Source organism: Pelagibacterium halotolerans B2 (assembly GCF_000230555.1).
Classification (GTDB): domain Bacteria; phylum Pseudomonadota; class Alphaproteobacteria; order Rhizobiales; family Devosiaceae; genus Pelagibacterium; species Pelagibacterium halotolerans.
The window spans coordinates 3712238-3734214 of record NC_016078.1 but is presented as its reverse complement, the minus strand read 5'-3'; the positions used below and the strand labels follow the sequence as shown (position 1 = coordinate 3734214).

The 21977-nt window shown below is 60.9% G+C and carries 20 protein-coding genes and 1 pseudogene; 14 read left to right on the top strand and 7 right to left on the bottom strand.

From position 1 onward, the window contains the following. Positions 1–9 precede the first annotated feature (9 nt). From KKY_RS21045 to KKY_RS18300, 3 genes and pseudogenes are all read left to right on the top strand, one after another. A pseudogene (locus tag KKY_RS21045) lies at positions 10–645 on the top strand (hypothetical protein); the annotation flags it as partial. Between the two features lie 4 nt (positions 646–649). After that, positions 650–1963: a TRAP transporter permease gene (locus KKY_RS18305; protein WP_014132880.1), complete on the top strand. Its 1314-nt coding sequence runs from the start codon at positions 650–652 to the stop codon at positions 1961–1963. 13 nt (positions 1964–1976) lie between these two features. Next, positions 1977–2843, top strand: coding sequence for an amidohydrolase family protein (locus KKY_RS18300; RefSeq protein WP_041528895.1), 867 nt, complete (start codon positions 1977–1979; stop codon positions 2841–2843). Between the two features lie 46 nt (positions 2844–2889). Here KKY_RS18300 and KKY_RS18295 read toward each other — a convergent pair whose 3' ends face one another. Next, entirely contained in the window at positions 2890–3864 is a 975-nt protein-coding gene (locus KKY_RS18295) for a cation diffusion facilitator family transporter (RefSeq protein ID WP_014132878.1), read from the bottom strand. Between the two features lie 188 nt (positions 3865–4052). Here KKY_RS18295 and KKY_RS18290 point away from each other — a divergent pair, with 188 nt between their 5' ends. The 9 genes from KKY_RS18290 (at position 4053) to KKY_RS18250 (ending at position 13434) form a co-directional block, all read left to right on the top strand. Then, positions 4053–5585, top strand: a complete 1533-nt coding sequence (locus tag KKY_RS18290) for an ABC transporter substrate-binding protein (RefSeq protein WP_014132877.1) — start codon at positions 4053–4055, stop codon at positions 5583–5585. Between the two features lie 155 nt (positions 5586–5740). After that, positions 5741–6682, top strand: a complete 942-nt coding sequence (locus KKY_RS18285; RefSeq protein ID WP_014132876.1) for an ABC transporter permease — start codon at positions 5741–5743, stop codon at positions 6680–6682. Next, positions 6682–7548 carry an ABC transporter permease gene (locus KKY_RS18280; RefSeq protein WP_014132875.1) on the top strand — a complete coding sequence of 289 codons (867 nt, stop codon included), beginning with the start codon at positions 6682–6684 and terminating at the stop codon, positions 7546–7548. Before KKY_RS18285 ends, KKY_RS18280 begins: the two co-directional genes overlap by 1 nt. After that, entirely contained in the window at positions 7549–8766 is a 1218-nt protein-coding gene (locus KKY_RS18275; protein WP_014132874.1) for an amidohydrolase/deacetylase family metallohydrolase, read from the top strand. Then, positions 8763–9779 (top strand): ABC transporter ATP-binding protein, encoded by a 1017-nt coding sequence (locus KKY_RS18270; protein ID WP_014132873.1) that lies wholly within the window; start codon positions 8763–8765, stop codon positions 9777–9779. Before KKY_RS18275 ends, KKY_RS18270 begins: the two co-directional genes overlap by 4 nt. Beyond that, positions 9776–10762: an ABC transporter ATP-binding protein gene (locus KKY_RS18265; protein ID WP_014132872.1), complete on the top strand. Its 987-nt coding sequence runs from the start codon at positions 9776–9778 to the stop codon at positions 10760–10762. The genes KKY_RS18270 and KKY_RS18265 overlap by 4 nt, the downstream gene beginning before the upstream one ends. A gap of 104 nt (positions 10763–10866) precedes the next feature. Then, positions 10867–11361, top strand: coding sequence for a RidA family protein (locus KKY_RS18260; RefSeq protein ID WP_014132871.1), 495 nt, complete (start codon positions 10867–10869; stop codon positions 11359–11361). Positions 11362–11371: 10 nt separating this feature from the next. After that, a complete protein-coding gene (locus KKY_RS18255) occupies positions 11372–12565 on the top strand; it encodes an aminotransferase class V-fold PLP-dependent enzyme (protein WP_014132870.1) in 1194 nt (397 codons plus the stop codon). Between the two features lie 74 nt (positions 12566–12639). Beyond that, complete coding sequence (locus KKY_RS18250) at positions 12640–13434, top strand: IclR family transcriptional regulator (RefSeq protein WP_014132869.1); 795 nt, start codon at positions 12640–12642, stop codon at positions 13432–13434. Between the two features lie 16 nt (positions 13435–13450). On the opposite strand, the gene KKY_RS18245 is transcribed toward KKY_RS18250, so the two are convergent. The 4 genes from KKY_RS18245 to KKY_RS18230 are packed head-to-tail and all read right to left on the bottom strand — an operon-like array spanning position 13451 to position 17174. Further along, positions 13451–14221 carry an IclR family transcriptional regulator gene (locus tag KKY_RS18245; protein WP_014132868.1) on the bottom strand — a complete coding sequence of 257 codons (771 nt, stop codon included), beginning with the start codon at positions 14219–14221 and terminating at the stop codon, positions 13451–13453. A gap of 19 nt (positions 14222–14240) precedes the next feature. Further along, positions 14241–15563, bottom strand: a complete 1323-nt coding sequence (locus KKY_RS18240) for a TRAP transporter large permease (protein WP_014132867.1) — start codon at positions 15561–15563, stop codon at positions 14241–14243. A 29-nt stretch (positions 15564–15592) separates the two neighbouring features. Then, the gene (locus KKY_RS18235; protein WP_014132866.1) at positions 15593–16114 is read right to left on the bottom strand and encodes a TRAP transporter small permease; all 522 of its coding nucleotides are present in this window, start codon (positions 16112–16114) and stop codon (positions 15593–15595) included. Positions 16115–16124: 10 nt separating this feature from the next. Next, positions 16125–17174, bottom strand: coding sequence for a TRAP transporter substrate-binding protein (locus KKY_RS18230; protein WP_014132865.1), 1050 nt, complete (start codon positions 17172–17174; stop codon positions 16125–16127). Positions 17175–17452: 278 nt separating this feature from the next. On the opposite strand from KKY_RS18230, the gene KKY_RS18225 reads away from it, so the two are divergent. Both KKY_RS18225 and KKY_RS18220 read left to right on the top strand, forming a co-directional pair. After that, the gene (locus tag KKY_RS18225; protein WP_014132864.1) at positions 17453–19159 is read left to right on the top strand and encodes a thiamine pyrophosphate-requiring protein; all 1707 of its coding nucleotides are present in this window, start codon (positions 17453–17455) and stop codon (positions 19157–19159) included. 26 nt (positions 19160–19185) lie between these two features. Continuing rightward, positions 19186–19719 carry a 2,4'-dihydroxyacetophenone dioxygenase family protein gene (locus tag KKY_RS18220; RefSeq protein WP_014132863.1) on the top strand — a complete coding sequence of 178 codons (534 nt, stop codon included), beginning with the start codon at positions 19186–19188 and terminating at the stop codon, positions 19717–19719. A 29-nt stretch (positions 19720–19748) separates the two neighbouring features. On the opposite strand, the gene KKY_RS18215 is transcribed toward KKY_RS18220, so the two are convergent. Next, on the bottom strand, positions 19749–20501 hold the full coding sequence (locus tag KKY_RS18215) for an SDR family NAD(P)-dependent oxidoreductase (protein WP_014132862.1): 753 nt from the start codon (positions 20499–20501) through the stop codon (positions 19749–19751). A 9-nt stretch (positions 20502–20510) separates the two neighbouring features. Next, on the bottom strand, positions 20511–21962 hold the full coding sequence (locus KKY_RS18210) for an aldehyde dehydrogenase (protein WP_014132861.1): 1452 nt from the start codon (positions 21960–21962) through the stop codon (positions 20511–20513). Positions 21963–21977: the final 15 nt, after the last annotated feature.

Here is a 21977-nt window from a genome sequence, read left to right as displayed (position 1 = left end):
GCCTCGATCATGTCGTTCCTGTCCCAACTCTACAGCAAAATTGCGCTGCCCAATGAGCATGGAACCGAAAAGGAGGCGATCATCGCCTCCTTCCTCTACACCATGCTTGCCGTCGGCGTGACCGTCATCGTCATCTGGGGCGCCTATTTCGGGGGCATCACCGCCCTGGTTCTGCGCTCGATGTTCTATTCGATGGTGGCAATGGCGGGCCTTCTGGCCGTGAGTCTGGAGACACGGTTCGTCCCCACGCGTGTGATCTTCTATATTCTGGGGGTCATCGCCCTGGTGCCAGGGATCTATCTCTGGCACTCCTATTTCGACATCGTCATGCGCGGCGCTCTCTCCACCCAGATCGATGAGTGGATGTTCGTCGCACTGGTGATCATCACCCTCATACTGGTGCGCAAGACCCTCGGCTGGGCATTGCTCATCCTTTCTGTCACCGCACTTCTCTATGCCTATTTCGGCTATCTCATCCCCGGCAAATACGGCCATGGCGGCTATGATCTCGCCCGTCTGACATCGACATTGTTCCTGTCCACCGAAGGCTTCTTTGGTGCGCCGATGGGCGTGGCGGTCGAATACATTTTCTTGTTTGCCCTGCTGGGAACGTTGCTCATGCAGATCGGGACCGGCGAGGTGTTCGTCGATGTGGCGCGCGGGATTACCGGGCGCATCCAGGGCGGACCGGGACTATCGGCCGTCGGCCGCCGTATCGAGCACGCTGGTCGGCACGATCAACGGCAGTGCCGTCGCCAATGTGGTGACGACGGGCACGTTCACCATCCCACTGATGAAGCGGGTCGGCTATTCGGCAAACCTGGCTGGCGCTATCGAAGCGGCGGCGTCTTCGGCGGGGCAGATCCTGCCGCCGGTCATGGGGGCAGCGGCGTTCCTGATGGCGGAAATTATCGGGGTGCCCTACTCGACAATTGCGCTGGCGGCGCTCGTGCCCGGACTGCTCTATGTCCTGGCGCTGCTGATCGCGGTGCGGCTGGAGGCCGGCAAGCTGGACCTTGCCCGCGATACCACGGGCGGCCTTACCTTCCTCATCGAAACGCTGAGGACCCGCGGCTATCTGCTGTTGCCGCTAATCGGCATCATCGTGCTGTTGTTCATGGGGATGACCCCGACGCGGGCCGCAGTCTTTTGCATCGGCTTTGCCCTGCTTATCAGCCCCTGGCACAAGGATACGCGGATCGGGATCACCGGTCTGCTGGTCGTCTGCCGCAACACGCTTTTCGCAACGCTGCCCATTGTTGCGGCCGTTGCTGCCGCGGGTATCGTCATCGGCGTTCTCAATCTCACCGGCATGGGGCTGATGCTTTCGAGCCTCATCGTGGAGGTGGGTGCGGGCAATATCTGGGCGATCCTGCTGCTGACGGCGCTGGCCTCTTTCGTTCTGGGCATGGGCCTGCCCACATCGGCGGCCTATCTGCTGCTGGCGGTTCTGGTGGCTCCGGCGCTCACCCGGCTCGGACTGCCGGCGATTTCCGCGCATATGTTCATCTTCTATTTCGGTTTGGTTTCGGCCATTACCCCGCCGGTTGCGCTCGCGGCCTATGCGGCGGCGTCGATCTCGGGGGCAGGAGCAAACGAAACGGCCGTGGAATCGATCCGGCTTGGCTTCGTCAAGCTACTGGTGCCGTTCCTTTTCGTCACAATGCCGGGGATCCTGATGATCGGAACGCCGCTGCAGATCGTGCTCGGGATCATCCTCGCCACTGTCGCTGTTACCTCGATTACCATCGCCTTTGCCGGCTGGATGATCCGCCCCATTTCCTGGCTCGAGCGCGCAGCGCTGGTGGCCGGTACGCTGCTGATCTGCTGGCCTACTCCGGTCGATGCGACCGATGCGCCGACGCTGGTTGCGCGGCTCATGGGGCTCTGCATCGTTGGCCTTACGGTCTTCCGTATGGTCACGGCGACACCACGGCCAGCCATTGAAGTTCAACCCAACTAAGAGACGTCAATACATGTCCTTGCCTCCCCATCCGTCGCCCAAAACGCCCGACCTGGTTCTGCCCGACGGTGCGTGCGACGCCCACTGCCACGTGTTCGGTCCCGGCGATGTGTTCCCCTATTCCAGTTCCGCGACCTACCGTCCGGAGGACGCGCCGAAGGAGAAGCTGTTTGCACTCCACAAGCATCTGGGCTTATCGCGCTCGGTGGTCGTTCAGGCCAGTTGCCACGGGACCGACAACAGGGCCATGGTCGATGCGCTGAGCGCCGGCAATGGCAATTATCGTGGCATCGCAATGGTGGAACGCGATGTGACCGAGACGGAACTTCAAGGGCTTCACGACGCCGGCGTGCGGGGCGTGCGGTTCAATTTCGTCGCGCATCTGGGCGAGGCCGCCGACCAGGATGCCGTCCGTGAAATCGTTGCCAAGATCAAGCCGTTCGGCTGGCATATCGTCGTGCACTTCGATTCCCATTGGCTGGCGGATTTGGCACCGTTCCTCAAGGATCTCGATATCGTTACGGTGATCGATCACATGGGGCGGATCGATGCCAGCGCCGGGGTCGAGCAACAGGCGTTTCAACTGCTTTTGGAGCTGATGGAAGACGAGCGCTTCTGGGTCAAGGTTTGCGGTTCGGAGCGGCTTTCGCGATCCGGACCTCCATTCCACGACGCTGCCGAATATGGCCGGTTGCTGGTGGAGAAATTCCCCGACCGCGTGCTGTGGGGCACCGATTGGCCGCATCCCAATATCAGAAACAATATGCCAGATGACGGGGAACTGGTGGATCTGCTCAAGATCATCGCGCCGACGCCCGAAAGCCTGCGGCGGCTTGTCGTCGACAATCCGACCCGGTTGTACTGGTCGCAAACACAATAATTGAAAAGGGCCGTTCGGATATTGGGACGGCCCTTTTTGCTATCGATCAGTGGTGAGGGGTCGGTGCCGACAGGGGGCAGTCCTTTGGGTGGTTTGCCCAATTGATTTCCACGGTGGCATGGCCGATGGCATAGCGCTGGGAAAGCGTCTTTTTGACCTGCTCTGAAATCGTGCGGTAGTCAGCTCCGGCCTTGAGCGAGACTTCCATTGTTGCTGCGGGCTTACCGGAGGTAATGGACCAGACGTGGACGTGAGAGACGTCTTCGATATCGGGCACCGTTTCGAGCACATGGGTGCGCAGCGCGTCGATCTCGATGTTGCCCGGCGTTCCCTCCATCAGGATCTGCACGGCATTGCGCAAAAGAGCCCACGCAGCACGCAGGATCAGGACCGAGAGCAGTACCGACAGGATCGGATCGATCGGCGTCCAGCCGGTGAAATAGATCACGATGGCCGCAGCGATCGCCGCAACCGAGCCCAGAAGATCGCCAAGGACGTGCAGCAAGGCGCCGCGAATGTTGACGTGGCTGGTGTCGCCCTGCCTGAGCATGAAAAACACGGCGATATTGACCACCAGTCCCAGAACGGCGACCACCATCATCGGGCCGGCCAGAACCGGATGGGGCATGAACAGGCGCTGGATGGCTTCGTAGGTGATCCAGCCGACGAGCGCGAAGAGCGTGATGGCGTTGACGAAACCGGCGAGCACTTCAAGGCGCATATAGCCGAAGGTACGCTTGGAATCGGAAAGCTTGCGGCCGAACCGAAAGCCCGCCCAGGCGAGCGCCAATGCCGCCGCGTCGGTCAGCATGTGCCCGGCATCGGCCACCAGCGCCAATGAGCCTGCCAGAATGCCACCGATCAACTCGGCCACCATGAATCCAGCGGTCAGAGCGAACCCGACAAGGACCACCCGTTCGTTGTTCTCGCCGACTTCGGGGGCATGGCTGTGGTGCCCATCGCCGTGATGATGGGCGGAATGATCGTGATTATGGGTGGGATCGCTGCGGTGAGTGGTCATCGAATATCAAATTTCCGGCAAGTTCGTTAGTTCCAACATATCAATATATATTCATTTGTAAATATGAAATATGCCTTCCGCTGGTCGAAGGACCCATAGGCTTGACGTGGGGTCAAAGCTCTGCTCTCATAACAGAACAATGATATGTATTCCATAACTATGTATCATTGAACAAAGGGAGCATCGTTATGAAGACTTTTCTCAAGGCAGCGGCCATCGCTGCCCTGGCCGGCATTTCATTGCCAAGTTTCGCCCTGGCGCAAACCGAGGGCGGCGCAATCGACGTGGCGACCATTGGTGAACCGCCCACCCTCGATCCCATGACCTCGACCGCCGATCTTGTCGGCATCATCACCCAGCATATGTTTGAAACGCTCTATACGTTCGACGCCAATTGGGCCGTCGTGCCACTGCTGGCAGCGGACATGCCCGAAATTTCCGAAGACGGTACGGTTTACACAATCGCGCTGCGCGAGGGCGTTACCTTCCACGATGGCTCGGACATGACCGCCGAGGATGTTGTCGCTTCGCTCGAACGCTGGCTGCGCATCGCCAGCCGCGGCATGCAGACGGCGGAAACCGTTGAGGGCGTCGAAGCTGTGGACGACTACACGGTACAGATCACGCTGAGCGGGCCCTATGCACCGCTTTTGTCCCTGCTGTCGCTCAACAATTCGGCGGCCATCGTCATTCCGTCCGAAATCGCCGGCGAAGACGTCATGGAAGATTTCGTCGGCACCGGCCCCTATCAGCTGGCCGAACGCCGCCCGGACCAATATATCCAGCTTACGCGGTTTAATGACTACGTATCGCGCGATGAGGATTCCAGCGGCTATGGCGGTGCGCGCCACCAATATCTCGATGAAATCCGGTTCGTTCCCGTCCCCGATCCCAATACCCGTATCGAGGGCGCTGTCGCGGGCCAGTTCGACTATATCGATTCCATCGCCGTGGAGGCCTATGACCGCATCGCCTCGGGCAATACCGAACCGGTGATGCTGGCCCCCTTCGGCTGGCCGGTGTTCGTCATGAACACGGCCGAAGGCGTCAACTCCGATATCGCCGTGCGCAAGGCCATTCAGGCGGCCCTTGCGCCGCAGGACATGCTGCTGGCCGCGTTCGGATCGGAAGACTTCTTTACCGCCGATGGGGCGATGTATCCTGAAGGGTATGTCTGGCATACCGAAGCGGGCACCGAACCCTATAAGCCGATGGGCGATACGGAACTGGCCAGCCAGTTGCTCGCGGACTCTTCTTATGACGGCTCGCCGCTGCGTATCCTGACCTCGCGCCAGTACGAGTTTCACTATACGATGGCCCAGGTGGCCGAGGCCTATCTCGAGGCGGCCGGGTTCGACGTTCAGCTCGATGTTGTGGAATGGGCAACCTTGACTCAGCGGCGCACCGATCCGGCGCTATGGGACATCTATATCACCCACTCGCCCTTCCTGCCCGAACCGTCGCTAACCGGCATCATGTCGGATTCCTCGCCCGGCTGGTGGGTGTCCGATGCCAAACATGCAGCGCTGGGCGCCTTCAACGCCGAAGCCGACCCCGACGCCCGCGTTGAACTCTGGGCGGCGGTGCAAGAGGCGATCTATGAGGAAGTGCCCGCGTTCAAGGTCGGCAATTTCAATGCCGTTGCCGCTCAATCGCCGGCCCTCGAAGGTATGAACCCCGCGCCATGGCCCTATTTCTGGAACGCCTGGCTCGAGGAATAAGCGATCCTCCCTGCGGGCGCCGGCATTGCCTGTCCTCCGGACAATGGCGGCGCCCCCGGGGAATATCGAAGGGAGGGAGGGCCAGCAAGTCCATTGCCAGTCCTTTCCGGCATGGCCATCCTTCCCTTCGCGTCCCCTTTTTGGAAAGTCGACCCATGCTTGGCGCTGCGCTCAATAGACTGATCGGCATGCTCACGGTGATGGCCATCGTCGTGACAATTGTCTTCATCATCGTACGGGTAACCCCCGGCGATCCGGCTGCGGTCATGCTGGGCCCCGATGCCACCGCAGCAGATATCGAGGCGTTGCGCCAGCGGCTGGGGCTCGATGGCACGATCCTCGAACAGTTCATCTCCTATGTCGGGGGCATTTTTCGCGGCGATCTCGGCCAGTCGATCTTTCTTGGCCAACCGGTGACAACGGCCTTGTGGCTACGGGCCGAGCCGACCTTTTTCCTCACCATCTTCTCGCTGGCCATTGCAACGGCGATCGCGCTGCCGATCGGTGTCGCATCGGCCTATTGGCGCGGCTCGTGGTTCGATCAGGCCATGACATCGCTTGCCATGTTTGCCGCTTCGGTTCCCAGTTTCTGGCTGGGGCTGATCTTCATCCAGACGTTTGCGGTGAGCCTTGGGTGGTTTCCGACCTCGGGTTATGGCGGGCCTTATTCGCCATTGGGCGAAAGACTCTATCACCTCGTTCTGCCCGCCACGACGCTGGGGATCGTCTCCTCGGCACTGATCATGCGCTTTACCCGCGCCTCGATGCTCGACGTGCTCAACGATGATTATGTGCGTACGGCACGGTCCAAGGGCATGAGCGAATGGCGGGTCGTTGTCCGTCATGCGCTCAAGAATGCGCTGATCCCCATTCTCACTGTTATCGGGCTGACGGCGGCGCTGCTCATTTCGGGTGCTATCGTCACCGAGACGGTTTTTGCGCTCCCCGGTGTTGGCAACCTCATCGTTTCGGCCGTATTGCGGCGCGATTACCCGGTTATCCAGGGTGCTCTGCTCATTGTGGCCGGGCTCTATGTGCTGGTCAATTTCGCTATCGACATGCTCTATCTGCTCGTTGATCCACGGGTGAGGTACTGATGGCCGCGCTCGCTTCGTCCGCACAGGGCAAATCACCCAATCTTTTGGTCCGCCTTCTGGCACGGCCCACCGCTGCGGCCGGGCTGATCGTCATAACGCTGGTCGTGCTGGCCGCTATCTTTGCGCCGCTGCTTACGCCGCACAGTCCGAGCCAGCTTTCGATCGTCAACCGGTTGACCGCGCCCAATAGCCAGTTCTGGCTGGGCACCGACGAGTTGGGCCGCGATATTCTGACCCGTGTTCTCTATGCCGGGCAGACCTCGCTTTCGGTGGCTTTCTCGGTTGTTATCGTCTCCTCGCTGATCGGCATCGTGCTCGGGCTCGTGGCCGGGTTCTTCCGCAGGGCCGACGCGCCGGTCTCTCGAGTGATCGACGCGATGATGGCGTTTCCCGATATCCTTTTGGCCATCGCGCTGGTCGCGGCGCTGGGCGCCTCGGCGTTCAATGTGGTTCTGGCATTGGGGATCGTTTATGCGCCGCGCATGGCGCGGGTGGTGCGCGCCTCGACGCTGGTGATCCGGGAATTGCCCTATGTGGAGGCGGCCCGCGCGCTGGCGGTGCCGACCCCGGTTATCCTCGTGCGGCACGTTTTGCGCAATGTCACCTCGCCGCTTCTGGTGCAGGGCACCTTCATTTTCGCGCAAGCCATTCTTGCCGAAGCCGGATTGTCGTTTCTCGGGGTCGGCATTTCGCCCGATATCCCGACCTGGGGCACGATGATTTCGGCTGGCCGCCAGTTCATGAATTCGGCAAGCTGGCTTCTGTTTTATCCGGGCCTTGCAATCGTCATCACCGTTCTGGCGCTCCAACTTCTGGGCGACGGTTTGCGCGACCTCCTCGACCCCCGTCTTGCAAAGGACATCTAAATGATCGGCAATCAATTTTCTCCCGCCGAAAAGCCGCTTTTGATCCGCAACGCAAAGCCTGTCGACTTTGCAGGGGTTACGTCCTCGGCAATCGATATCCTTGTCGGCACAGACGGAAAGATCATCGAGACAGGAACAACCATTGTCGTGCCCGACGATGCGGAAATCCTCGATGCCGGGGGCAGTTACCTTTCGGCGGGCTGGACCGATATCCACACCCATATCTGGTATGGCGGCACCGATATTTCGCTCCGGCCCGAACAGTGCGGCGCCCGGCACGGGGTGACCACGATGGTCGATGCCGGATCGGCGGGCGAAGCCAATTTTCATGGGTTGCGCGAATTGATGATCGAGCCGGCGCTCGAAAATGTCTATGCGTTCTTAAATATCGGCTCGATCGGACTTGTTGCCTGCAACCGGGTGACCGAGCTTCAGGACATGCGTTCGATCGATATCGACCGGATCGCGGCGACCGTCGAGGCCAATCGCGACGTGATCGTGGGGCTCAAGGTCCGGGCCAGCGCGGTGATTTCGGGCGGGTGGGATCTGGTGCCGGTCAAGCTGGCCAAAAAGCTCGGGCGCGTGCTCAAGCTGCCGATCATGGTGCATGTGGGCGAACCGCCCCCGCTTTACGATGATATTCTTTCGCTGCTGACCGAAGGCGACATCGTCACCCATTGTTTCAACGGCAAGGTGGGTGGCTCGATCCTCGAAGATGAGGACCTTTACACCCTTGTCGAGGATGCGGCGGCGCGCGGCGTGGTGCTCGACGTCGGGCATGGCGGGGCATCGTTTTCGTTCGAAGTGGCCAAGGCGGCGCTCGAAAAGAACATGCTGCCGCAGACCATTTCGACCGATCTGCACAATCGCTCCATGGATGGCGCTGTCTGGGACATGGGCACTACCATGTCGAAATTGCTCTCGCTGGGCATGGGGTTCGAGCAGGTGATCCACGCAGCGACCATCGCTCCGCGCAAGGCGATCCGACGCGATCACACCAACCTTCTGGCCAAGGGAAAGCCGGCGGAATTTACGATCTTCGACCTCGAAAAGAGCGATATCGAAGTCAAGGATTCCAAGGGCATAACATCGACGCTGCACGAGATTTTCGAGCCGCGTCATGCCATCCTTGGGGCGCGGGCCATCGCGGCGCATCGCTACCAGCCGGCGCCCGGCGCCCAGCTTGCCAACTGCCCCCATTGCGGGTGGGCGCGATGAGAGAGCTTGCTCCCGACACGATCCTTTCGGTGCGCGATCTGCGCACCTGGTTTACGACCAAGCGGTTGACCGCCAAGGCCGTGGACGGGGTGACGTTCGACCTCAAGCGCGGCCAGACGCTGGCTGTCGTGGGGGAGTCCGGGTCGGGAAAATCGGTGACCTCGCTTTCGATCATGGGGCTCTTGTCCCGGCCGGGCGCAATCGAGAGCGGGGACGTGCTGTTTCGGGACTCCAAAGGAACTGTCCACGACCTGGCAAGAACCTCGCCGCGCGGGTTTCGCAAGCTGCGCGGCCGGGAGATCGCCATGATCTTTCAGGAGCCGATGACCAGTCTCAATCCGCTTTATACGGTGGGTGACCAGATCGGGGAAATGATCGCGCTGCACGAAAATATCGGGCGCGAGGAGACCCGCAAGCGGGCGCTTGAGATGCTCGGGCACGTGGAAATCCCCGACGCGGCCAACCGGCTCGACGATTACCCGCACCAGATGTCGGGCGGCATGCGCCAGAGGGTAATGATCGCCATGGCGCTGGCCTGCAACCCATCGCTGCTGATTGCCGACGAGCCCACAACCGCGCTCGACGTCACCATCCAGGCGCAAATTCTCGATCTGTTGCGCCGGCTGCAGACCCAGTTCGGCATGTCGATCCTGTTCATCACCCACAATCTGGGGGTTGTGGCCGAAATCGCCCATGAGGTGGTTGTGATGTATGCCGGGCGCGTCGTGGAGCAGGCGCCGGTCATCGAACTGTTTCAAAAGCAAAAGCATCCCTATACCGAGGGACTTCTGGCCTGTACGCCCAATGCGGAGCGCGATCTGAACCCCGATGGGGAGCGCAAGGCGCTCTATTCCATTCCCGGCTCGGTGCCGCCCATTACGGCGCTGCCACCGGGCTGTGCGTTCGAGCCAAGATGCCGCTACGCGATATCGGCCTGCAGCACGATACCGCCGCAGCTCGAAAGCGCTGGCGTTGATCGGCTGTCACGCTGCCTGAGGAGTGCCGAAATATGACTCTCGCAATGGAATCCGTCGCCCCTCTCCTGATCATAGAGGCATTGGTCAAACGCTTTTCGGGACGGGGCGGCAGGACCGTTCATGCTGTCGAGGATGTGAGCTTTTCGATCAAGCGCGGCACGACCGTTGGGCTGGTGGGCGAATCGGGGTCCGGCAAGACAACGGCGGGACGCACCCTGTTGCGACTGATCGAGCCCACCGGCGGCAAGGCGGTGTTCGACGGCGTCGATATCTTTGCGCTGTCCGAGCGCGACATGCGGGCCTATCGCCAGCGCATGCAGATCATTTTCCAGGACCCGTTCTCCTCGCTCAACCCGCGCATGCGGATCGAGGCGATCCTTGGAGAGGCGCTCGACGCCTGCAATTACCCCAAGGGCGCAAAACGCAAGGAGCGGGTTGCAGAGCTCCTGACGCTTGTGGGACTTGCCCCCGAGCACGCCAGACGGTTTCCTCATGAGTTTTCCGGCGGCCAGCGCCAGCGCATCGGGATTGCCCGGGCGCTTGCGGTCGAGCCCGAATTCGTGGTGGCCGACGAGCCGGTTTCGGCGCTCGACGTCTCGGTGCAGGCGCAGGTGCTCAACCTTTTGAGCGATCTGCAGAAACGGCTGGGGCTGACGCTGCTGTTTATCGCCCATGACCTCTCGGTCGTTGAATATCTCTGCGACGAGGTGGTGGTGATGTATCTGGGGCGCGTCATGGAACGGGGACCTTCGCGGGCGGTCTATGCCAATCCCCGCCATCCCTATACGCGAGCCCTGCTGGCCACGGCGCCGATCCCCGATCCGACGCGCCGTCGCGAACATGTGCCGCTGGCCGGCGACATTCCCAGCCCCATCAACCCGCCATCGGGATGCGTATTCCGTACCCGCTGCCCGCATGCCATCGCGGCGTGTGCCGAAATCGTCCCGCCCGCCGACCATCTCGGCGGCGACCATCACGTTGCCTGCATCCGCCACAACGAATTGGCGCAGGCGTCCTAGAGCCCGCGCCCGATTGAACCGGGCCGGAACATCGAGAGTTTTGTTTTGTCGTGCGATCGAGCCGGAAAGGCCTTTTCCTGATCGCACTCTAACTGGAGTATCCTATGACTGTCTCCGAGGCGAAAAAGCGCGCGGACCAGAGCCCTTACGACCGGCTCACCGCATTGGGGCTGACCTTGCCCCCGGCCGCGCCGCCGATCGCCAACTTCGTCACCCATGTGATCGAGGGCAATATGCTCTATCTCTCGGGCCAGGGACCGACCTATCCCGATGGCCGGCGCCACTCGGGAAAGGTGGGCGATACCGTCTCGACCGATGAGGCCTATGACCACGCCAAGCTGACCGGGCTTAACCTGATTGCGGTGATGGAGGAAGCGCTGGGCGATCTGGGCCGGGTGCGCCGCATCGTCAAAGTGCTGGGCATGGTCAATGCCACTTCCGACTTTACCGAGCATCCCCAGGTCATCAACGGCTGTTCGGACCTGTTCAACGCCGTATTTGCCGAAAAGGGCATTCATGCCCGCTCTGCAGTCGGCTTTTCCTCGCTCCCCAACGCGATCACGGTGGAAATCGAAGCCATCGTCGCCATAGACAATTGAGTACGCCCCAATGACCGATATCCGCAAAACGCTTGGCCTGCGCCCCGTCATCAATTGTTCGGGAACCATGACTTCGCTGGGCGCTTCGATCGTCGTGCCGCATGCGGTCGAGACCGTGACCGCGATCCTCTCGCAATGGACCGAAATCTCCGACCTGCAGCGCATCGCTTCGCGCACCATCGAACGGCTGACCGGAGCAGAAGCAGGGTGCGTGACGGCGTCGTGCTCGGCGGCCGTCACGCTGGCCTGCGCCGCTGCCATGACGGGCAAGGATCTGGCCGCCATCGAACGCCTTCCCGATACGACGGGGCTCAAGGATGAGATCGTCATCCAGACGGGACACATGGTCTCTTATGGCGCACCGGTCGAACAGGGCATCAGGCTTTCGGGTGCCAAAGTGGTACCGGTGGGTCAGGCGACCAGCGCGCATGCCTACCAATTGGCCGGAGCCATAACCGACAAGACCGCGGCGGCGGTTTACGTGATTTCGCACCACGTTGTCGATTATGGACAGATCGCGCTCGAAACGTTCTGTGAGGTTGCTCATGAAAAAGGTGTGCCGGTGATCGTGGACGCGGCATCGGAATACGATCTGGAGAAGTTTCTCAAGACGGGCGCCGATCTTGTGCTCTATTCCGGGCACAAGTTTCTGGGCGGGCCGACCTCGGGCATCATTGCGGGGGAAAAGAACTTCGTTGCCGCATGTTACCTGCAGAACCGTGGCGTGGGTCGCGGAATGAAGGTGGGCAAAGAAGGCGTTGCCGGCGTTATCGCGGCGCTTGAAGCCTGGGAGACGCGCGACCACGCCGGGATCAGGGCCCGCGAGCAAAGGGCGCTCGATCTCTGGCAATCCACACTGGAAGGACGGGATGGCATCACCGCCATCATCGACCCTGACCCAACCGACAATCCGCTCGACCGGCTCAAGGTGCTGGTTGATCCCGAGGGCGCCAACATTTCGGCCTGGGATCTGGCGGATCGTATGGCACAGGGGGAAAGGCCGGTGATCGTGCGCGACCATGAGGTTGAGCATAATTACTTCTATCTCGATCCCTGCAACCTGCATCCCGACGAGGAGTTCGTCGTCGCCGAACGGCTGACCGAGGAACTCGATGCGGCGCGCAAGTCCAATACGCCGATCGTTTCCGATTTGCGGCTGCGCGTTCTGGCGCAGGAAAAGGCCATTCTCAACTGGCCCGATTAAGGACGCTGTATTTGCGCGCCGGGGAGAATAATGCAAACTGAACCCGGCGCGGCACTCGCGGGAGGATCGGCGAAATGAGCACATTGGACACGTCCAAGGACGCTGTGAAGACCAAGCGCACGCGGACGAGTGCGCTTGATCGCATTCTGCAGGTGCTCGATTTTCTCCAGAGCAATGATGCGCCGGCGACGGCCTATGAAATCGCCCGCGCCGTGGGGGCGCCGCTTTCGACGGTTTATACGCTTGTCGAGGATCTTGTCGAAAAGGACATGCTGGACCGGTTCGAGGACGGAACGGTGTGGTTCGGGCATCGGCTCTATCATTACGGGCTGACCTATGCGCGCCATGTCGATCTTCTGGATGCCGCCAACCACGAAATGAGCGACCTTGCGCTGGCTTCTGGCGAGACCGTTCAGATATGCGGGCGGGACGGCGATTTCATGGTGGTGCTGGGGATGGTCGACGGGCCGGACCATTTTCAGGTCGCCTCGCAAGTGGGCAGCCGCACGCCGCTCAACTGGTCGGCCTCCGGGCGGTTGCTGGTCGGGCACCTGCCTGAAGACGAGCGACGCGCGATTTTCTCCCATGCCAGTTGCCCATCACCTACCGGCCGGGCCGAAACCGATATCGAGATTCTGACGGCAAGTTCGCGTCAGGCGCTCGATGCCGGGCTTTCGATCCAGGCTGGAGAATCGGCCTATTCGATTGCCTGCATTGCGGCACCGATCCTTGATGCTGCGGGAGCCTGCCGAGCTACCATTTCCATTGTGGTTCCCGATCAGAAGGTGGAACAGACCGATCCCGACCTCAAGGAATTGGTGCGTCAAAGCGCGATCAATATCGCGAAACGGCTGGGGTGGTCGCGCTGATCGCCGCGATCGGCTCTTATTCGGCCAGTCCTTTGCCATAGAGCAGGACGGAAGCTTCACATGCGGCCGATTTGAGCCGGTCGATGGCGCTGTCGAGGGTATCGCGATTTATACGGGACGTGGGACCGAACATCGAAAGTCCGGCAACCATGCGTCCGCCCGAGGTGAGCACCGGCACGGCGATGGCCGTTATACCTTCTTCGCGTTCTCCCATATTGTAGGAAAAGCCGCGCTGACGCGAAAGTTCGATTTCCTCTTCGAGTTCGGCCCGAGCGGTGATGGTGCGGTTGGTAAACGCTTCGAATTTCAGCGAGGAAAGGTATTTTTCCCGCTCACGCGGCGAAACATGAGCCAGCCACATCTTGCCATGCGCCGTGCAATAGGCTTCGAGCCGGTCACCCACTCTGATATCGACCGAAAGCGAGCGCTGCGGCATGGCCCGAGCGACACAGACCACCATACCGATCTGGTAGATGGTGGCCATCGAGGCTTCTTTGAGATCGCCCGTGATTTCCTCAAGCAGCGGTTGCATGAGTTGGCCGAGCCGATCCTGCTCGAGGGCGCGGTCACCGAGATCCACCAACATATAGCCGAGGCGGAAACTGCCTTTGCTCACCTGAACGAGCGCGCCTTCCGCTTCCAGGGTCTTGAGGAAGCGATGGGCGGTGATGGCGTTCATGCCAAGTTCGCGCACCACGTCAGCCGCCGAAACACGCTGACGGCCACGTCCGAGAAGGCGCAGGATGTCGAACGCCTTGGAAACCGAATTGTTGAGTTGCGTGGCCAATCCGACCCCCGTTTGCCGCCTACCCGAGAAGTCTGGGAAAGAACAACACTATTGCCGGAAATGCCAGCAAAAGTGCGACCCGAACGATTTCGGCGGCAAAAAACGGCAGCGCGCCTTTGAACGTCTCCCACATGGGAATGTCGCGGGCCATGGAATTGATGACAAAGACGTTCATACCCACGGGCGGCGTTATCAGCCCAAGCTCGACAACGATCAGCGCCAGAATTCCGAACCAGACCTTGGTATCATCGGGGGTCATGCCGAAATCGAGCTGGGCGATCACCGGCCAGAAAAAGGGCATGGCCAGCAGGATCATCGAAAGCGAATCCATGAGGCATCCGAGGACAATCAGGGCGACGAGGAGCAGGATGAGGATCATCATCGGCTCCAGCCCCGAATTGAGCATCATGTCGGCCGCCGCCTGAGGCACGCCACCGCGCGACATGAAGATCTTGAGCAATTCGGCACCCAGAACGATCAGGTAGATCATGCCGGCAGTCTTGGCTGTTTCGAGGATGGAATCGAGCAGATCGCGCCAGCCGACAAGACGCCGCGCCACGCCATAGGCGAGAACAAGGAACACGCCGATCGAGGCAGCGGGCGTGGGAGTGAACAGCCCCGCGTAAATGCCGCCGATGACCAGACCGAAGACAACGACGACCGGCAGGACGCCGATGGTGGCTCTTGTCAGTTCCTCACGGCTGACCTGGCCACCGCGCGGCCCCGCTTCGGGCACGAGCCAGGTGTAGATCGCGATGACGATCATGAAGAACACGACAGCAATCAGGCCCGGGACCAGCGCGGCCGAAAACATGGTGACGATATTGGCTTCCACGATCACCGCGTACACGACGAGAACGACCGAGGGCGGAATGAGAATGCCCAGTACACCGCCAGCGGCGAGCGTACCCGTCGCCAGAGCCGGCGAATATTTGTAGCGGCGCAGTTCGGGGAGCGCCACCTTGCCCATTGTCGAGGCGGTTGCAAGCGACGAGCCGCAAACCGCACCAAAGCCCGCGCAGGCAGCGATTGCCGCCATGGCGACACCGCCGCGCAACCGGCCGAACCAGGCATTGGCGGCCCGAAACAGGCTCTGGGACAACTGGGCCTTGGTGGCGATATGGCCCATCAGGATGAACAGGGGAACGACCGAGAGATCATAATTTGAGAAGGTGCCATAGGCCAGGGTTTTGAGCTGGGAGAGCAGGATGGCGGGACCTGAGAGAATCAGGACGCCGCCCATGCCGACCGCCGCCATGGCGTAACCAATGGGAATGCGGATGGCGATCATGCCGATCAGGACGGTCAGACCGGTCAATCCGACCAGCAATTGTGAAGTCATGGGAAATGATCCGATCGGGTTGAGACGGTTCAGGCAGACTCGGCTTCTTCCGGAACGATGCCGGCGGTGGCCTGGATAAGGTTGGCGAGACCAGCAAGCGCCAACAGTGCCAGCGAAACCAGGATGGGCAGGAAGGCATACCAGAGCGGAAACTGGTAGATGGCTGTGGTTTCGCGATAGGTCATCTGGTCGATCAGGCCAAAGCTCATGCGCCAGAGAAAGATGGCCGCAAAGGCGATGGCGCAAAGCGCACCAAGCCCGGTCAGCGCCACGATCGCCCGACGGCCCATGCCCGAGGTGAAAATGTCAGCGGTGACATTGGCGCCGGTGATCTGGCAATAGGGCAGGAACATGAACATGCCGACCGCCGTACCCACCTGGACGATTTCATAGACGCCCGGAAAAGGTCGGTCGAACAGCATGATCAGCGCCACGCTGTAAACGTTGACGGCAACGACGCCGAGGATGACGAGTCCGCCAAGCAGGGCCCAATAGCGAGTGAGATCGCGAACGATCCGCACCACAGCCTGTCGTTTCGGCGTCGCTGCCATTGTCATTCCCCTATTCGGCGTGAGCGGCGACTGCGGCGCGAGCGGCATCGACGATGGCCTGGGCATCGATTGACCCCTGCCCGCCGACTTCGTCGACCCAGCGACCGATCACGGGCTCGACGGCCTCGATGAAGGCAGCGCTTTCCTCTTCGGTCAGGGTGATGTGCTCATTGCCCGCTTCGGTGGCAATGGCGATGCCCGCCTCGTCGATATCGCGCCAGATCTGACCCACTTCGCGCAGCCAGTCTTCGCCCGAATTGTCGAGGAATATCTGTTGGATATCCTCAGGCAGCGAATTCCAGCGGTCGAGATTCATCGAGACCTGGAAGACGCTGGCACCCAGACGGCCCTTGTCGGCCAGTTCGATCTGGTAATCGGTCAGATCCTGGAGCTGGAGGGCGGGAATGATTTCCCAGGGAACAAGCCCACCATCGACAACGCCGCGTGAAAGCGCCTGCGGAAAATCGGGCACCGGCATGGAGACCGGGTTACCGCCCAGAGCCTCGACGACCCATGCACCGGTCCGCGTCGGAATGCGCAGCGTGGTGCCGGCCAGATCATCGGGCGAGCGGACTTCCTTGGATGCCATATGAATGGCCTGCCCGGCGTGGACGTGCTGGAACAGCACCTGAACGCCCACATGTTCTTCGGCCAGATATTCATCGAACAACTCAGCGATCGCCAGATTTGTGGCTATGGGATCGTTGGTGTGGACATTGGGCAGTTCGAACACTTCGGTGCGCGGGAAGAGCCCGGGCGAATAGCCGTTCAGGGTCCAGATCATGTCGACGACGCCATCGCGCGCCTGGCGGATCAGTTCGGCTGGCGTGCCGCCGAGCGACATCGAGGGATAGATTTCGATATCGACGCGGCCATCGGAAGCTTCTTCGATACGCTCGGCCCAGGGCTCGAGCATCTGCGTCTGCGCCGGCGCGCCCGGCCCCAGAAAGTGATGCAGGGTGAAGGTGAACTCGGCCTGCGCGAAAGCCGGACCTGCCAGAGCCGTGGAAAAGAGTAGCGCGCCGGCACCCAAGGCCGCGCGAGGCAACGAAAATGTCATGGTTTTCTCCTCCTGGTCCCTCTCCAGCGGGACAATGTGAACCGACGTCATGCATCGGATATTTCAAATTTAGACTACATACATGCGCATTGTAAAATAACTTTCTCGCCCATATTCATATGGCTGTGGTTATGAATTTGTCAGCCAAATTCATGCTTTTCCGCACTTTCTCACTTATTTTCAAACCTGCCGCCCATTGTTTCGATTAGCAATTGACTATGATCGCCACAGTCGACATGCTTTGATATGATATTTACATTTCATATATAGCAGTTTAAATGAACCAACATAAGCAGCTCACTCTCACGGCAGGCGGCGCTCTGCTTGCACGGCTCAAGGCTGTCGGCGTCGATTATGTCTTCGCCAATTCGGGAACGGACTTCCCGCCGATCATCGAAGGGCTGGCCGAGGCTTCGGCCAAGGACGTGCCGTTGCCAGAAGCGCTGGTGATGCCCCATGAAAGCGCCGCTATGGGCATGGCACACGGTTATTATCTCGCGACCGGACGCTCGCAGGCCGTGATGGCCCACACCAATGTGGGGCTGGCCAATTGCGCAACCGGGGCCATCAACGCAGCGGTTGAAAACATTCCGATCATGCTGTTTTCCGGCCGAACGCCGGTGACCGAATCCGGCAGGTTCGGAGCGCGTACAGTGCCTATCGGCTGGGGACAGGAAATGCGCGATCAGGCCGCGCTGGTTCGTGAGGCCGTCAAATGGGACTATGAGCTGCGGTTTCCCGAGCAGGCGGGAGCGCTCGTGGATCGGGCTTACGCTATTGCCAATTCAACGCCCAGGGGACCCGTCTATGCGGCGCTGCCGCGCGAGGTTCTGTGCGAACCCTACAAACCTGACGATATTACTTCCCCTCTGAGCATGCAGCCGGCCCGGATCGGCGCCGATCCGACACAGATCGGGCAAGTGGCAAGAAAGCTGGCAGAGGCAAAGTTTCCGGTCATTCTTGCCCAGCATGGCGCAGGGAGCGCAGAGGCCTTTGCGGCGCTTGGTGGGTTGGCGGAGCGCTGGGCCATTCCCGTTTGCCATTACTGGGCGGTGCAGATCGCCATCGCCACCGACCACCCTATGTATGCCGGCATCGATCCCAAATGGCTTCTGGAGCGCGCCGATCTGGTGATCGTGCTCGATTCGCTGGCCCCATGGTCGCAGCAGGCACACGCGGCGCGTGAGGATGCGACGGTGGTTCATATGGGCCCCGATCCGCTCAAGGCGCGCATGCCGATCCGCAATTTCCGCTCCGATATTTCGATTGCGTGCGAATTATCAGACGGCGTTCTGGCGCTGGCCGCGGCGATGGACGGAAGTGAACCCGGCGACGCCGTTGGTGTACGCAAGACTGAGATCGTCGAGCGCAATGCGGCAACGCGCAAGGAGGCGATCGAACGCGCAAAAATCGGCCGCGAGGGCACGATGACCGCCGACTACGTGGCGCTCAAAGTGTCGCAGGCGCTGGCGGGGCGCCAAGCCGTGCTGCTCTCGGAACGGGGTTGTCCGATGCCGGCGATGACGCTGGATCATCATCGCGCCTGGTATCAGGAACCGCATGCGGGGGGGCTGGGCTGGTCGTTCCCAGCAGCGCTGGGCATGCAACTGGCTGACCGTGAGCAGCTTGTCGTCGCGACCATGGGGGATGGGTCCTATATGTTCGCCAACCCCGTGGCCTGCCACCAGATCGCTGAAGCGCTGGACCTGCCGGTGCTGGTTATCGTGATGAATAATGCCGAATGGGCAGCGGTACGCCATTCGGTGCTCGACATCTATCCCGACGGGTACGCTTCAAAATCCAACCAGATGCCACTGACGGCGCTTTCGCCCATCCCCGACTTCATCAAGGTGGCCGAGGCAAGCCGTGCGTACGCACGCAAGGTAGAAAGCGCCGATGCGCTGGAAACTGCTCTGGCCGAGGCCATCGACCATATTTCGCAAAAGCGGACGCTGGCGCTGCTCGATATCACAATCCGCAACTGAACCGGGCCTCACCCTGGAGGAGATACATGCCTGAACTTGCCAAGACCGAATTCTGGAAAGATCTGAAACCAATCACCAAGGTCTTCCAGCCTGACGCGCTGCCCGAAGTCTATCTGGAAAACGCGCCGACCGATGACGAACGCTATTATGTGCCGTTTACCGAAACGGTCTCCTCGCGGCCACTTTGGATTTCGCCAACCCAGAACAAGTGGTGCGATATCCTGATGGCCAAGGAGGCCGGTCTGGTGAACCGGCACTATCATCCCCATGAGGTTTTCGCGCTGACGCTGTCGGGCAAATGGGGGTATCTCGAGCACGACTGGACGGCAACCAAGGGCGATTTCGTCTATGAGACGCCCGGGGAGGGCCATACGCTGGTCGCCTATGAGCATGAGGAGCCCATGAAGGTGTTCTTCACCGTCACCGGGCCACTGATCTGGCTCGATGAGGCGGGCGAACCCAATGGGTATTTCGACGTGCACAATTATATCGAGATGTGCCGGACCCATTACGACAAGGTCGGCATCGGCGCCGATTACGTCAATTCCCTGTTTCGCTGACTTGAAAGGCGCCCCTCGGGGCGCCTTTTTCAGGCGCTCATACCACCATCGGCCATGAGCATGGATCCTGTCGTAAAGCTAGACAGGGAAGAGGCCAAGTAGAGCACTGATCTGGCGATTTCCTTGGGGCTACCGTGGCGGCCCATGGGGATCATCTCGTTGAAAAACGCCGTGCCGTCGCGGCCGATCTCTTCGCCGAGACCTTTCTCAACGTCGAGTTGGAAGTCATTGTCTATCGGTCCGGGATGAATGGTGTTCACCCGAATACCACGCGGCGCAAGCTCCTTGGCAAGACAGCGCATCAGCCCCACCTGTGCATGCTTGGCCGTGATATAGGCATAAACGCCCGGGTCGCCTCGCGTTGCCGCTACGCTCGAATTGATGATGAAGCTGCCGCCCTGCCCCATGAGCGGGGTGAGATATTTGGCAACCAGAAACGCGCCGCGCACATGAACGGCGTGCACGGCCTCGAAGACATTTTCAGGATAGTTCTCTATGGGCGCTACGGCGCCGAAATTGCCGGCGTTGGAAAAGACAACATCGACATGGCCGAATGTCTCGCGTGTTCTTGCGGCAAGCGTTCTTACGCTGTCGGCGTCGGAGACGTCAGTGGGCAACAGGGCTACCTCGCCGTCCGGCAGTTCCGCCCCGGCACGTTCCAGGCCCTCCGCCGAAAGATCGGAGAGGACAAGCCTTGCCCCCTCCTCGAGCATCAGCCGCGCCGTTGCACGACCGATGCTGCCAGCGCCGCCGGTGACGACGCAGATTTTCCCCTCAAGCATCCCCATGGGTCAGATGGGATAGTGGATGTGGCCGTCCTGGACGGTCACCCAGCGCAATTCGGTAAATTCGGCAATGCCCCAATTTCCGCCAAACCGTCCATAACCTGATGCCTTGACGCCGCCAAAGGGCATCTGGGCTTCGTCGTGGACGGTGGGTCCGTTGACGTGGCAAATGCCGCTTTCGATACGGCGGGCCACGGCGAGGGCGCGGTTGGTGTCCTTGCCGAACACGGCCGAGGAGAGCCCGTATTCGGTGTCGTTGGCCACACGAACGGCTTCATCGATGCTGCCGACACGAACCACAGTGACGACCGGGCCGAACGACTCCTCGCTGTAAATGCGCATCGAGGGCGAGACCTTGTCGAGCAGGGTCGCGTCCATGATGGTGCCTTCGATGCGTCCGCCTGCAGCCAGAACCGCACCCTTGCCCGTCGCGTCCTTGATGAGTTGCTCGAGGCGCTGGGCGGCGCTGGCATCGACAACCGATCCGAGGGGGGTATCGCCCTTGCGCGGATCGCCGGCGACGAGTGTGCGGGCCTTTTCGGCCAGCTTGGCGACGAAGGCATCGGCGACGCCGTCCATGACCACGAGGCGTTCGGTGGACATGCAGATCTGGCCCTGGTTCATATAGGCGCCGAAGGCGGCCGCGGCGACGGCTTCATCGAGATCGGCATCGTCGAGAACGATGAACGGCGCCTTGCCGCCCAATTCGAGCAGGGCGGGCTTAAGATGACGTCCCGCCGTTTCCCCGATGATGCGGCCAACGCGGGTCGACCCTGTGAAATTGACGCGGCGCACCGCCGGATGGGCAATCAGGGCTTCAACGATTTCGGCGGCGTCATCAGGTGCGTTGGAGACGGCATTGAGAGCGCCCTTGGGAAGGCCGGCTTCAAGCAGCGTTTCCACAATCAGGCGGTGGGTGCGCGGGCAGAGCTCGGAGGTCTTCATCACTACCGTGTTGCCGCAGGCCAGGGGGGTGGCCAGCGAGCGCACACCGAGAATGACCGGTGCGTTCCAGGGCGCCATGGCAAGTACAACGCCTGCGGGCTGGCGCACTGCCATGGCAAGGCTGCCTGGACGGTTCGAGGGCACGATCTCACCCTTGATCTGGGTCACAAGGCTGGCGGCCTCGCGCAGCATGTCGGCGGCGAGCATGACGTTGAACATGGCCCAGCCGGCCGTCGCGCCGATTTCGGCACCCATGGCTTCAACGAATTTGGGGCCTTTTTCCTCAAGCAGATCTGCGGCCTTCAAGAGGATCTTGCGCCGCTCCTTGGGCAGGGTCTTGGACCATTCGGGAAACGCCGCAGCGGCAGCGTCGGCAGCCCTGCGGGCGTCTTCGACGGTGGCGGCCGCAGCGCGGGTCGCCACCTCGCCCGAAATGGGGTTGAGGCGATCAAACACAGCGCCTCCGGTTGCCTCGTGATCTTCATTGCCAATGAGCAGGCCGAGCTGTTCCATGGTTCTTCTCCTTAT